The 12,546-nt window shown below is 56.2% G+C and carries 10 protein-coding genes and 1 tRNA gene; 7 read left to right on the forward strand and 4 right to left on the reverse strand.

From position 1 onward, the window contains the following. Window positions 1–59 precede the first annotated feature (59 nt). Together EPD60_RS02105 and EPD60_RS02110 are read right to left on the reverse strand one after the other, a co-directional pair. On the reverse strand, window positions 60–494 hold the full coding sequence (locus EPD60_RS02105) for a VOC family protein (RefSeq protein WP_131446361.1): 435 nt from the start codon (window positions 492–494) through the stop codon (window positions 60–62). A 41-nt stretch (window positions 495–535) separates the two neighbouring features. Next, entirely contained in the window at window positions 536–976 is a 441-nt protein-coding gene (locus tag EPD60_RS02110; RefSeq protein WP_131446363.1) for an AraC family transcriptional regulator, read from the reverse strand. 117 nt (window positions 977–1,093) lie between these two features. Here EPD60_RS02110 and EPD60_RS02115 point away from each other — a divergent pair, with 117 nt between their 5' ends. Then, window positions 1,094–2,833: a S8 family serine peptidase gene (locus EPD60_RS02115; RefSeq protein ID WP_131446365.1), complete on the forward strand. Its 1,740-nt coding sequence runs from the start codon at window positions 1,094–1,096 to the stop codon at window positions 2,831–2,833. A gap of 76 nt (window positions 2,834–2,909) precedes the next feature. Then, on the forward strand, window positions 2,910–3,434 hold the full coding sequence (locus EPD60_RS02120; protein WP_131446367.1) for a DinB family protein: 525 nt from the start codon (window positions 2,910–2,912) through the stop codon (window positions 3,432–3,434). Window positions 3,435–3,500: 66 nt separating this feature from the next. On the opposite strand, the gene EPD60_RS02125 is transcribed toward EPD60_RS02120, so the two are convergent. Then, window positions 3,501–5,645: a carboxy terminal-processing peptidase gene (locus EPD60_RS02125; RefSeq protein ID WP_131446369.1), complete on the reverse strand. Its 2,145-nt coding sequence runs from the start codon at window positions 5,643–5,645 to the stop codon at window positions 3,501–3,503. A gap of 229 nt (window positions 5,646–5,874) precedes the next feature. Here EPD60_RS02125 and EPD60_RS02130 point away from each other — a divergent pair. The 5 genes from EPD60_RS02130 (at window position 5,875) to EPD60_RS02150 (ending at window position 11,858) form a co-directional block, all read left to right on the forward strand. Then, window positions 5,875–5,948: transfer RNA gene (locus tag EPD60_RS02130), tRNA-His, on the forward strand. 146 nt (window positions 5,949–6,094) lie between these two features. After that, entirely contained in the window at window positions 6,095–8,677 is a 2,583-nt protein-coding gene (locus EPD60_RS02135) for an outer membrane beta-barrel family protein (RefSeq protein ID WP_243647742.1), read from the forward strand. A gap of 78 nt (window positions 8,678–8,755) precedes the next feature. Continuing rightward, window positions 8,756–9,658, forward strand: a complete 903-nt coding sequence (locus EPD60_RS02140) for a Gfo/Idh/MocA family oxidoreductase (protein ID WP_131446371.1) — start codon at window positions 8,756–8,758, stop codon at window positions 9,656–9,658. After that, window positions 9,659–10,756: a glycosyltransferase family 4 protein gene (locus tag EPD60_RS02145; RefSeq protein ID WP_131446373.1), complete on the forward strand. Its 1,098-nt coding sequence runs from the start codon at window positions 9,659–9,661 to the stop codon at window positions 10,754–10,756. It begins immediately after the preceding gene. Next, window positions 10,746–11,858: a glycosyltransferase family protein gene (locus EPD60_RS02150; protein WP_131446375.1), complete on the forward strand. Its 1,113-nt coding sequence runs from the start codon at window positions 10,746–10,748 to the stop codon at window positions 11,856–11,858. The genes EPD60_RS02145 and EPD60_RS02150 overlap by 11 nt, the downstream gene beginning before the upstream one ends. Here EPD60_RS02150 and EPD60_RS02155 read toward each other — a convergent pair. Next, complete coding sequence (locus EPD60_RS02155; protein WP_131446377.1) at window positions 11,842–12,531, reverse strand: cell division ATP-binding protein FtsE; 690 nt, start codon at window positions 12,529–12,531, stop codon at window positions 11,842–11,844. The two genes, EPD60_RS02150 and EPD60_RS02155, sit on opposite strands and share 17 nt — an antisense overlap. Window positions 12,532–12,546 lie beyond the last annotated feature (15 nt).

Raw genomic sequence — 12,546 nt, forward strand, 5'->3', positions numbered from 1 at the left:
CAAACCTATTATACTCTTTTTCTACCGGGGCTACCGGAATGCGCCAAATAAAGGGTTAATTACGACGAGGGTTCAGTTTCGCCTTTCTTTTTTTCACCCAGTGAAAACCAGTTGCCGGAATCGTCGACAAACAAGGCCTCGTAACCATAATACTCCCGTGTTGGTGGTTTGCGAAACTTAACGCCTCGTGCGCTCAGCTCCTCATAAGAAGCCTGGAGGTCGTCGCATTCAAAGACACCAAAACCGAAAGTGCCTGCTTTTACAAGCTCGCGCATTTTCTGCGCGGCTTCGCCCTTGAATAACATCCCCTCGGTTACCGGCATCAGCGAAATTTCGAGCTCCGGTTGCTGCGGCGGGCACACCGTCAGCCACCGCGCGCCGGGGCCCATCGGGGCATCGGTATGCACGTCGAACCCGAGCTTGTTTACATAAAAATCATAGGCGCTTTCCTGATCAAGGACAAAGACGCTGACGTGGTTCATTCGGGTAATCATATCTGGTTCGCTTTTGTTACGTAAAGATGACCAGCGCTCATTTAAGAACCTTCTTCAAAATTGCGATTCCACCCTGCACGATCTGAAAAGCAGGCGGGTACAAAGGCGAGCGGTTGTGCCTTTAGTGCGGCATTGCGCCGGAGCGCAGCCGCACGGAATGCAGATGGAGTAATCCCCCGATGTTTACGGAATAAGGTAGCAAAGGTTGCTGCGCTTGCAAAGCCGCTTTCGTGGCAGGCTGATACTACCGGACGGCCCGCCTCCAGCAAACGTGCGGCGGCCCGGATGCGGGTCAGTACCAGGTATTGATTGGGCGTGCGCCCGTAAATACGCCGGAACAGCCGGAGAAAGTGAAACCGGGAAAAATGGGCAGCGGCGGCGATCTGTTTCAGGTCGATCGGGTCGGCATAATTTGCGTCGATGAACATCTTCGCCTGGACAACACGCGGGTATAGGTAGATCTCTGGCTGCTGGTGAAGCATGACGATCGGGTTTGCGAATACCAAGTTAAGGCCGTCCCGGCAAACCAGGCGGCTCTCATATTTCACATAACCCTTAGAAGGCCTTCCCTTAATTTTAAAGCCTAATTAATGAGTTGAATGAACAATCGACCCTTATCCCTGCTGCTGGCACTGCTGGCAACGGGCAGTACCCTGACCATATCGGCCCAGGAAATGGTGAGCAAGCCGAAAGGCACTCCCAACGGCTGGCACCTCAAAGACAAGGCAAGTGATGGCTACTATGGCATCAGCCTCGACAAAGCCTACCAGTTTGTGAAAGGCCGCACCAGCAAGACGGTGGTGGTGGCTGTGATCGACTCCGGCATCGACACTACCCACGAAGACCTGCGCCCCGTGCTCTGGACCAACCCCCGCGAGATACCGGGCAATGGCATCGACGACGACAAGAACGGCTATCCCGATGACATTCACGGCTGGAACTGGCTGGGTGGCCGCGATGGCCGCAACGTGAAAGTGGATTCCGACGAAGGCGCCCGCTTTTACCACCAGTATAAGAGCCGCTTTGAAAGCGCAGATCCCGCCACGCTCTCGGCTGCCGACCAGAAGCTGTATGCTGAATGGAAGCGCGCGAAAGCATCCGTGGAAGGCGACGCCGACCCGAACGAAGTAATGATGCTTAAGCGGATGTACCCGATCCTGAAGCGGGGCGATTCGCTGATTGGCGCAGAGCTCAAGAAGCCGGTTTTTACCGGCAACGACCTGAAAAACTACAAGCCTTCCGGCCAGGAAACGCAGATGGCTTACCAGATCTACATGAGCATCTCGGAACAGAACAACAAGTACGATATCACCAACCGCGAGATCCTTGATGAACTCGAAGGACAGCTCCGGAAGGGCGATGCCCTCACCCAGGCCCCGCCGAACTACCGGGGCGACGTCACCAAGGACAACGAGAATGACCTCAAGGATCTTAACTACGGCAATAACGACATCATGGCCTCCACGCCGATGCACGGCACCCACGTTTCGGGCATTATCGGCGCCGTTCGCGGCAACGGCAAGGGGATCGATGGTATCGCCGACAACGTGCGGATCATGACCCTGCGGGTGGTGCCTGATGGCGACGAGCATGACAAGGATATCGCGCTGGCCATCCGCTACGCTGTTGATAACGGCGCGAAGATCATCAATATGAGCTTCGGCAAGAGCTTCTCGCCGCATAAGGACTGGATCGACGACGCGGTACGGTATGCGCAGGACAAAGGCGTGCTCCTGGTACATGCTTCGGGCAACTCGCACAAGGACCTGGATTCGGATTACAACTTCCCGACCCCGGTGATGCTCGACAGCAGCCGTGCCCGCACCTGGATCACCGTCAATGCCAGCGGCGACCCGGCCAACGGCGGCCTTGTAGCTTCCTTCTCCAATTACGGGAAAAAGGAAAGTGATGTCTTTGCCCCCGGTGTCGACATTTACTCTACCCTTCCCGGCGGAAATGTATACGGCAACGAATCGGGTACGTCGATGGCTTCACCGGTAACGGCCGGCGTGGCTGCCTTTGTGCTTGGTTACTACCCGAACCTGAGCGGCGCCCAGCTGAAATATGTTATCGAAAACAGCGTGGTGAAGAACGACACGAAAGTGAAGAAGCCCGGTGAGATGGACGTAGTGCCGTTCTCCGAGCTGAGCCGCACGGGCGGCACGGTCAACGCTTACGAAGCCGTGAAGCTCGCCGACGCGATCACCAGTGGAAAAGTAAAAGTGAAGATCGAAGACAACAAGACCAAGATTAAGGACGAAAAAGGCAAGTCGAAGACAAAGACCGAGGAGAAAAAATCCAAGGTAAAGTCGGAGCCGAAGCCCGTAAAGACCTTCTGACCAGTTGTCTCCACCATTAATACAAGCAACCCCGGCATTACGCCGGGGTTCTTTATTTTAGCTTCAAACTCCTTTTATGGCCAACGTCGATTATAACCGCATTCCCGAATATTATCACCGCTATGTGCGCCAGGTGGAAGACCTGGACCTGGAGGCCGCGCTGCGTTCGCGCCGCGACGCTATCCTTCCTGTCCTACGCACGCTGCCGGACCAACAGTGGGACTTTGCCTACGCTGCCGGCAAATGGACGATCAAAGAACTCGTGCTGCATATCATTGATGCGGAGCGCATCTTCGCCTACCGGGCCCTGCGTTTTTCGCGCCAGGACAGCACGCCCCTGCCCTCTTTTGATGAAAACCGCTTTGCCGAAAAGAGCGAAGCCGGCCGGCGCAGCCCTTCGTCCTTACTGCGGGAGCTGGAAACAGTATTGGACAGCACAGACACTTTATTTGAAGGCTTTTCGGCAGAACAGCTGAACCAGGAAGGCGTTGCCAGCAACAACCCGGTCTATGTGCGCGGCATTGCATACATTATTTGCGGCCACATCCTGCACCACGTGGGTATTTTAAAGGAGCGCTACCTCCAGCCCGCGACCGCCTGAACGCACCGGAAGACATAAAAAAGCCCCACCTTTCGGCGGGGCTTTTACTATTATCAGTTATCAACCCTAAAAGGTCTTTACAGGCTTGTCCTCTTTTTTGCCGCGGGCGAGGGCTTGCTGGTTGCGGATATCGCCGATCACCTTAACAGCCTGGTCGAGGTAAATGTCGCGGCTGCGATCTTTCAGCCAGGCATTGTAACGCTCTTCCTTGTTTTTGTCCTGCGCCATCCGCTCCTTGTCTTCGGGCAGGTACGTGATCTGCATTTCCTTGTTTGCCTTGATGAGGCTGTCGGTCTGCTTGGCCAGCAGGCGCAGCTCTTTCTGTTCGGCCTTGTACTTATCGATCTGGAGGGTGAACTCCTTGTCGTTGCGACGATCGAGGGCGGCGGTATTCCGGCGGATCTGCTGGAATACCGGGTTGCTGCTGATCCGGGAGCTGCTCAGGTTCTTGATGGTCTGGATATCGTATCCGCCATCCCAGGTCTTGTATTGAGCTTTGCTGATCTCGTCCCAAGGCAACGCGTTATCGTTGTCGCGCTCGCGGTACTTGAAGGTCTCGTACTGGTCGGGAACCACCACATCGGGCACTACGCCCTTAAGCTGGGTAGCGCCACCGTTTACGCGGTAGAACTTCTGCAGGGTAATTTTCAGAGAGCCGAGCTCAGGATTCTGGTTGAGGAAGTTCGATTCCTGGTCGAGGCTGATAGCGCGCTGGACCGTACCTTTTCCATAAGTGCTGGTTGAGCCGATGATCACACCGCGGTTATAATCCTGGATGGCCGCGGCAAAGATCTCGGAGGCCGAAGCGCTGAACTCGTTCACCATAACGGCCAGCGGGCCGTCATAAAGCACACCCTGGTCTTTGTCGCGCATGACCATGGGGCGGCCTTGGCGGTCACGAACCTGAACGATGGGGCCGTCTTCGATAAAGAGGCCGGCCATCTGCACTACATCATAGAGCGAGCCACCACCGTTGTTACGGAGGTCGATCACGATGCCGTCCACTTTAGCGGCCTTGAGCTTTTTTACCTCTTCAGCAACATCCACGGCGCAACGGCGACCGTTGGGGTTGTCGAAGTCTGCATAGAACTCAGGCAGGTAGATATAACCGATCTTCTCACCGCCCTGGTCCACCACGGCACTGCGTGCATAAACCTCGTCCTGCTGGATCTTGTCGCGGGTGAGGGTGAGCCGCTGGAGGGTACCATCTTTTTTCTTCAGGGTAAGGGTCACATCGGTGCCCTGCTTGCCACGGATCAGCTTCACGGCGTCTTCCACCTCAAAGCCGGTGATGTCCTGGGCGGAGTCTTTACCCTGGCCCACCTTGAGGATGATGTCGCCTACTTCCACCTGCTTCGATTTCCAGGCGGGCGAGCCGGTAAGCAGCGTCGCGATCTTGATATTGCCTTCATCATATTGAAGCGAAGCGCCGATACCCGAGAAGGTACCGCTAAGCTGCTCGTCGAAGTAGCGCTTTTCAACCGGGGGGAAGAATTCGGTATAAGGGTCCATCAGCTGGGTGATGGTATTCACATACAGCGCGAAGCGCTTGTCGTCGTCAAAAGTTTTCGTGAAGCGCTGCTGTACGCGGGTCATCACCTTGCGTACCCGGTCGCGGGCCTCAGCTTCGAGCTCGGCGTCGGTCTTCACCACGAAGTCTTTGGTATCCTTGTTCTTTTCACGGGCCTCCTGGAGTTCAACGAAACGTTCGAGCACCATGTACTTGAGCTTCTTGCGGATCGTCTCGCGCTGTTCGGCCAGGGTCTTCGGGTAGTTCACCTTTTTGGGATCGGCCGTGTAGGTTTCGTTCACGGTAAAGTCGAAGGGCTTGCTCAACAGCTCATCCTGCATTTTGGAAACGGCTTCGATGCGCTTATTGAACACCTTGCTGACATCCAGGAAAAATTCCACGGGCGCGCCTTTCACTTCATCGTCGATGCGGGTTTCGTGGCGGGAAAGCGCCTTGAGATCTTCCTGGAGGAAAATATTTTTTTCCGGGTCCATCGCCTCGAAATATTTCGCATAGGCGCGGCGCGAAAAATCATCGTTCATATCCTTGGGGCTGTAATGGCCCTGGCGGATCATTTCACCCACGGTCTGAAGGATACGCTCATACTTCGAAGGAGGTGTTGCAGGGCCGGTACCGAGGCTGCGTATAGTCAGAAATACGCAGACCGCCACCATGGTTAGCAGCAGGGGGAGTCTTTTCATACTGAATAGTGATTTTATTGCCGGGGGCATACTTCTCAAATTTAAAGCAAAAACAATGCTCGGTTAAGAACACCCTCCTTCTTAACAAACGTTTTTGATGAGTGGAAAGCGCGTGGGTTTTCTTCCGTGAACAAAGGTTAACAAAGCGGGAAAAAAGAGCGCTGCTAGTTTGTTCAATTATTTTTTGGAGTAAATGCGCAGGCTTCCTATTTTTGCAACCCGCAAAACGGTGGTTGTAGCTCAGCTGGTTAGAGCGTCGGATTGTGGTTCCGAAGGTCGCGGGTTCGAACCCCGTTAATCACCCAAAAGCCCCTTGCAACCCGCAGGGGGCTTTTCTTTTGCCGCTTATACAGCTCCGCAACCACTCCGAAGTTGATACGTTAATAATAGTTAACAAACCCGGCCTCCCCGCCCCCGGGCGGCTACCTTTGCGGCTCCAATTCATGACCATGAGATTAGTTACCCTGTTTACACTGCTGATTTTCTGCTTATCGGCCGGCGCCCAGACCCGCCCGGCAACCAACGGCGCCCGCGGCGCCATGCCCAACGGCCGCTTCTATGGCCGCGTGGTGGATGCTTCCAACAAAGGTGTGGAAGCTGCCTCCGTGGTGCTGGTGACCATGAAGATGGACACTGTAACGAAGCAACGCAAAGAAGCCGTTGTGGGCGGCCAGCTGACCGCAGCCAATGGCGATTTCAGCATCGAGAATGTTCCGGTGATGGGACAGTATACGCTGCGCATCACGGGCATCGGCTATACAACCTTTGAGCAGAAAGTGCAGTTTGAGCGTCCGAAAGGCGGTGGTGATCCCAATGCAATGATCAATGCCATCGACAAAGACCTCGGCAACCTGAAGCTGACCATCAACCAGCAGGAGCTTTCCAATGTAACGGTAACGGCCCAGCGCCCCCAGCTGACACTGGGTATCGACCGCAAGGTGTTCAACGTTGACCGCAACATCACCTCGGCCGGCGGCACCGCCGTTGACGTTATGCGCAACGTACCCTCTGTTGCTGTTGACGTGGAAGGCAACGTTACCCTTCGCAACAACGCTCCCACCATATTCGTCGACGGCCGTCCCACGGTACTGACGCTCGAGCAGATCCCTGCCGACGCGATTGAGACGATCGAGATCATCACCAACCCCTCCGCCAAGTTCGACGCATCGGGCGGCACGGCAGGCATCCTCAACATCGTTCTGAAAAAGCAGCGCCGCGCCGGTTACGCGGGTAACATCCGCGCCAGCGTCGACTCGCGCCTCCGCGGAACCGTAGGTGCCGATGTGAACGTACGCCAGGGCAAGGTCAACGTGTTTGCCAGCGCCAATGTGATGCAGCGTAAGTCGATCGGCTCGGGCATCACCGACCGCCGATCCACGGGCACACTCATCAACAGCAACCTGCACCAGGAAGATTCTTCCACGATGCAGGGCACCTTCGGATTCGGTCGCCTTGGTATGGACTACTTCCTTAACAACCGGAACACGATCACGGTTAGCGGCAACTTCGGCAAGCGCAACATGACCAACGTGACCGAGACGGATATCTTTACCGACAAGCACTACAACGTTCCCAACACCGATACTTCTACCCTCCAGCCGCGCTATACCGATGGCCGAAACTGGGGCCAGAACGGCGGCGCGCAGGTTTCCTTCAAGCACAACTTCCCGAAGGCCGGCCACGAGCTGACGGCGGATGTGAACTACAACAAGGGTACCAACTCGAATGAAAGTGTCATCACCACGCAGACCTACCGAACTTATCCCGACCAAAAGCGCCTCGACGACTATGTGCAGTCACAGCGTATTTCTGGTGACAACCGCTTTATCGTAGCCCAGGCCGATTATGCCAACCCGCTCAGCGACAAAGCCAAGGTGGAAGGCGGCGTGCGGATGCAGATCCGCGACCTAGTGAGCGACATCACCTATGTACGTCCGGAGAACACCACCAACACCTACTATACCAACCAGGAGCGTGTTTACGCCGTATACGGCAACTATTCGGGTAAGGCGAAGAACTTCGGCTACCAGCTTGGTCTGCGTGCGGAGAGCTCTACCAACGAAGGCATCCTCAACCGGAAGCAGTCCTTCCGCACCGAGTACCCGGTGAGCCTTTTCCCGAGCGTGTTCCTAAGCCAGAAGCTGAATGATTATAACGACCTGCAGCTGAATTTCAGCCGCCGGATCAACCGTCCCAACTTCTTCCAGCTCTTCCCCTTCACCGACTATACAGACACGCTGAACATCAGCCGCGGCAATCCCGGCCTTGTTCCGGAGTTCACCAACTCGGTGGAACTGTCGTACGCGCACCAGTCGAAGAACCGCGACAACTTCATCGCGTCGCTTTACTTCAAGAATACCAACAACCTCATCACACAGATCCAGCAGCCGGAGTTCGACACCTTCCTGAAGCGCGATGTGTTTGTGAACACCTTCATTAACGCTAACCGCAGCTGGGTGAGCGGTCTCGAGCTGGTATCACGCAATAAGATCGCCAGCTTCTGGGATCTTACCTCCAACCTGAACCTCTTTACCTCGCAGGTAAAGGTGACTGGTATCACGCCCCAGGATCCCTTCGTGAGCTACTTCGTAAAGATCAATAACCAGTTCCGCCTTCCGAAAAACTTCAGCATCCAGCTTTCGGGTGACTACACGTCGAAGATCGTTGCCGGTCCCGGCGGTTCCAACAGCGGCGGCGGTGGCGGCCGCGGTGGTTTCGGTGGCATGGGCGGCGGTGGCGGCTCTACGGCCCAGGGTTATATCCGCCCGAACTACGGCGTGGACATGGCCGTCCGCTACGAGTTCCTGAAAGAGCGCAAGGCTTCGCTTGGCCTCAACATGAACGACATTTTCCGCACCCGCAAGTATGACTCCTACACGGCTACGGCCGGCTTCGAGCAGAACATTGTTCGCCGCCGCGACCCGCAGATCCTCCGTCTTACCTTCAGCTATCGCTTCGGCAAGATGGACGCCACGCTCTTCAAGCGCAAGAACACCCGCACGGAAGACGGTGGCATGGATGCCGGCATGTAATTAAATCCTCTGAGAACATCAACACGAAGTCCTGCTCCGGCAGGACTTTTTCTTTGCCGGAACGATTACTTTTGAAGCATGTACGAAATCGCGCTTATTCACGATGCTGCCTTCCCTGCCGCGTTAACTGCCGCCCTGCCTCCGGATGCCCGTGTGGTTGCCGCCTGCCCGCTTTCCGGTGCCTCTGCGCCGGCCGGGGCCGCAACCTTTAACAATATCGACGAGCTGCTCGCGGGCAGCAACGCGGCGCTCGTATGGGTGCACACGCGTACCGGCTATCATGCTGAATATGCCATCAAGGCGCTACAGGCGGGGCGCGACGTCCTGTGCAATGCGCCGCTCTGCATCACTGCAGCGGCCGCCTGGCAGATTCTCGAAACAGCGCGCTATACCCGCCGGAACATCTGGGTGGCAGAATCGCCGTGCATCTTCTGGAGCCAGCTTCGCGAAGAGATCGGGCCCATCAACCGGCTCCACGCCTGGGCGCGCAGCACCGGCAAGGAAAGCGGTAATACATTTCCCGACGGCGGCCTGCTTCACACCCGTTTTTACGGGCTCGCCAAAGCACTGGCCGGGCTCACCGGTCCGCTCTCCGCTGCCCATGAGCAGCTGGAGCCGAATGCCGATGAGGAGCGTGGGGGACATGCCGAACTCCATTTCGGTGAGGATGCGGTCGGCTACCTCGATTGGTCGCTGACCGATGCTGGCTCCGGGCACGAGCCGGGCTGTTCGGTACAGGTGGAAGGCCGGAACGGAAAGGTCACCGTGTCGGGCGGCTTTGCAGAAGATGGAACGCTCCTGCTAAAAGAGGTACAGGCTGAAGGCATCAAGCTTACAGATCCCGGACAGTCGGCTGATCAGCACCAAAACTGGATATCGGTCCTGTCGGGAAAAAAGGTTGCCGGGTGGGATGCCTTCGAGGCCCTCCGTACTGTTGAATTCATCGACCGTATTTATGGACGCGTCCGCAAACTTTCCTGATTGACACGTATCGTTCTTGCCGTCACCAACGATCTCACCTATGACCAGCGCATGCAGCGGATCTGCAGCACGCTGGCCGAAGCGGGCTATTCTGTTACGCTCGTTGGCCGCCACCGCCGCGGCTCGCTGCCGCTACGCGAGCGACCGTATGCGCAAAAGCGCCTCCACTGCTTCTTCGAACGCGGCCCGCTGTTCTATGCTGCGTTTAATCTCAGGCTTTTTCTTTACCTGATGTTCGTAAAGAGCGACGGCTTTTGCGCCAACGACCTGGATACGGCCCTCCCCTGCCTGTTTGCCGGCAAGCTGCGGAAGAAAGTATTGTTTTACGATGCCCACGAGCTTTTCCCGGAAATGAAGGAAGTACGGCGCCGGCCGCGCCTGCAGCGTTTCTGGATGTGGGCGGAGGCACTCACCTGCGCGCATATCCCTAACCGTTACACGGTTGCGGAAGGTATCGCTGAACTGTTTCGGGAGCGGCAGGGAAAAGACTTTGCCGTGGTACGCAATGTTCCGCAACCGGCTCCCCTGCCCGGGCCGGTGACAGGAGAAGCTTATATACTATACCAGGGTGCTGTCAATGAAGGACGTGGCTTCGAATGGCTGATTCCGGCTGTGCGCTCTTTTGAATTACCGCTGGTGATCTGTGGCGACGGCAACTTCATGCCGCAGCTCCGGGCGCTCATAGTGCGCGAAGGTGTAGGTGATAAGGTACGCCTGACAGGCATGCTGCTTCCTGAGGAGCTGCGCCGGTACACTGCAGGCGCGCGCATCGGCGTCAACTTCACCGAGCCGGAAGGCCTCAACCAGCTCTATTGTCTGCCGAATAAATTTTTCGACTATGTACAGGCAGGCGTGCCGCAGGTGACGAACGATTACCCCGAATACCAGCGTCACAACCGGGCGCATGAAGTAGCCCTGCTGATTCCCGACATGAATCCCGAAACGATTGCAGCTGCAGTCAACCGCCTTTGCTCGGACAAGGCGCTTTATGAGCGCCTTCGTGTAAACGCTTTGCAAGCGCGGGCGGAATGGAACTGGGCGCACGAGGCACCCCGCCTGCTGGCTGTTTACCAAAAAGCGTTCGCCGATGCCCGGTAAGTTGCATATCGTTTGCCTCGATGCGCCGGCACCACCCGATTATGGCGGGGCCATCGACATGTTTTATAAAGTGAAAGCGCTTGCGGAAAGCGGGCGGAGCATCGAGCTGCATTATTTCGCATACCGTTCCGGTCGTAATGCGGAAGCATTGGCCCCTTATTGTACCGCTATTCACGCATACCCCCGAAAAAGCTTTCTGGCCAGTCTGTGGCAAAAGCAGCCTTATATTGTAGGGTCGCGCAATTCGTCGGAGCTGCGTAAAAGACTCGAGACTGACGATGCTCCACTGCTTCTTGAAGGCATCCATTGTACGGGACTGCTCTCCCACTTTTATGGCAAGCGCAAAGTGCTGGTGCGGATGCACAACGATGAAGCCGCCTATTATGCCGGGCTCGCGGCCAACGAACCCAACCCGCTACGGAAAGCCTACTTTTTCCTGGAAGGCCGCCTGCTGCAGGCCTACCAGCACGGGCTGCCCAAAGAGCTCCCCCTGGCATGTGTGGCAAAAAACGATATCGAAACGCTGGAGGCGCGCTACGGTTTTACCAACCTTCCGTTTGTTCCCTCTTTTACGCCCTGGCAGGAACTTTCCGGCCCCGCGGGCCGCGGAGATTTCTGCCTTTACCATGGCAATATGGAGGTGTCGGAAAACGTGGAGGCCGCCTCCTGGCTCATTCGCAACGTCTTCCAGGAACTGCCGCTTCCCTTTGTGGTAGCAGGGAAGAACATTCCTCCATCGCTCCTGGCTCTTAAAGGCCGGGCCGATGTCCGTTTTGTTTCGAACCCTGAAGAAATCGTTCTGAATGAACTGGTACGGGAGGCGCAGGTACATGTTCTTCCTTCCTTTAATACAACGGGGCTCAAGCTGAAGATGCTGCACGCGCTTTTTGAAGGGCGGCATTGCCTGACGAACCGTGCCGGTATTGCCGGAACTTCTTTTGCGGGCGCCGTGGAGCTGGCCGAAAATGCAGCAGAATTCAAGGCCGCATTGCTGCGGCTTTGGGAACAACCGTTTACCGGGGAATTACGGGAGCGCCGCCGTATCGTGGCGGATGTTTACAACAACCGATTCAACGCCACCGCGCTTAATGCATGGCTATAGATGCGTTGTCGATCACCTGGCCCATTTCGGTACGGAGCATCCGTGCCGGGAATTTGTTGATCACGATATAGTCGTGCGTCGCCATCACAATCGCCGTTCCGTAGTCGCGCGAGATGTGGAAGAGCAGTTGCATGATCTCATCGGAAGTCTCCGGGTCGAGGTTACCTGTCGGTTCGTCGGCGAGGATCAGCTTGGGCGAATTCAACAGGGCGCGCGCGATATCCACCCGCTGTTGTTCGCCGCCCGACATTTCGAAAGGCATCTTAAAGCCCTTTGATTTGAGGCCTACCTTATCAAGCACATCGGCGATCTTTTCGTCCATCAGCTTCTCGTCTTTCCAGCCCGTAGCCTTCAGAACGAATTTGAGATTCTCGTTCACATTGCGGTCGGTAAGCAGCTGGAAGTCCTGAAACACCACACCAAGGCTGCGGCGCAGGAAGGGCACCTTTTTCCAGTCGAGCTGGCGAAGATTGTAACCGGCAACGGTAGCCTCGCCCTCGCGAAGCGGAAGCTCGCCGTACAGTGTCTTCAGGAGGCTCGATTTACCGGTACCGGTCTTACCCACGAGGTACACGAACTCGCCACGGTTGACGGCGATGTTGACGTTGCGCAGCACCTGGCTGTCACCCTGGTAAATATTCACGTTCCTGAGCTCAATGATCGCGTCCGACATATGCAATTTTTTGAA

It is taken from the genome of Flaviaestuariibacter flavus (assembly GCF_004337505.1).
Classification (GTDB): Bacteria; Bacteroidota; Bacteroidia; order Chitinophagales; family Chitinophagaceae; genus Flavisolibacter; species Flavisolibacter flavus.

Bases quoted from the DNA above. Each gene is read 5' to 3' on its own strand.
- EPD60_RS02115 (WP_131446365.1), top strand. From the start codon at position 1,094: ATGAACAATCGACCCTTATCCCTGCTGCTGGCACTGCTGGCAACGGGC.
- EPD60_RS02140 (WP_131446371.1), top strand. From the start codon at position 8,756: ATGTACGAAATCGCGCTTATTCACGATGCTGCCTTCCCTGCCGCGTTA.
- EPD60_RS02120 (WP_131446367.1), top strand. From the start codon at position 2,910: ATGGCCAACGTCGATTATAACCGCATTCCCGAATATTATCACCGCTAT.
- EPD60_RS02110 (WP_131446363.1), bottom strand. From the start codon at position 976: ATGCTTCACCAGCAGCCAGAGATCTACCTATACCCGCGTGTTGTCCAG.
- EPD60_RS02135 (WP_243647742.1), top strand. From the start codon at position 6,095: ATGAGATTAGTTACCCTGTTTACACTGCTGATTTTCTGCTTATCGGCC.
- EPD60_RS02150 (WP_131446375.1), top strand. From the start codon at position 10,746: ATGCCCGGTAAGTTGCATATCGTTTGCCTCGATGCGCCGGCACCACCC.
- EPD60_RS02125 (WP_131446369.1), bottom strand. From the start codon at position 5,645: ATGAAAAGACTCCCCCTGCTGCTAACCATGGTGGCGGTCTGCGTATTT.
- EPD60_RS02155 (WP_131446377.1), bottom strand. From the start codon at position 12,531: ATGTCGGACGCGATCATTGAGCTCAGGAACGTGAATATTTACCAGGGT.
- EPD60_RS02105 (WP_131446361.1), bottom strand. From the start codon at position 494: ATGATTACCCGAATGAACCACGTCAGCGTCTTTGTCCTTGATCAGGAA.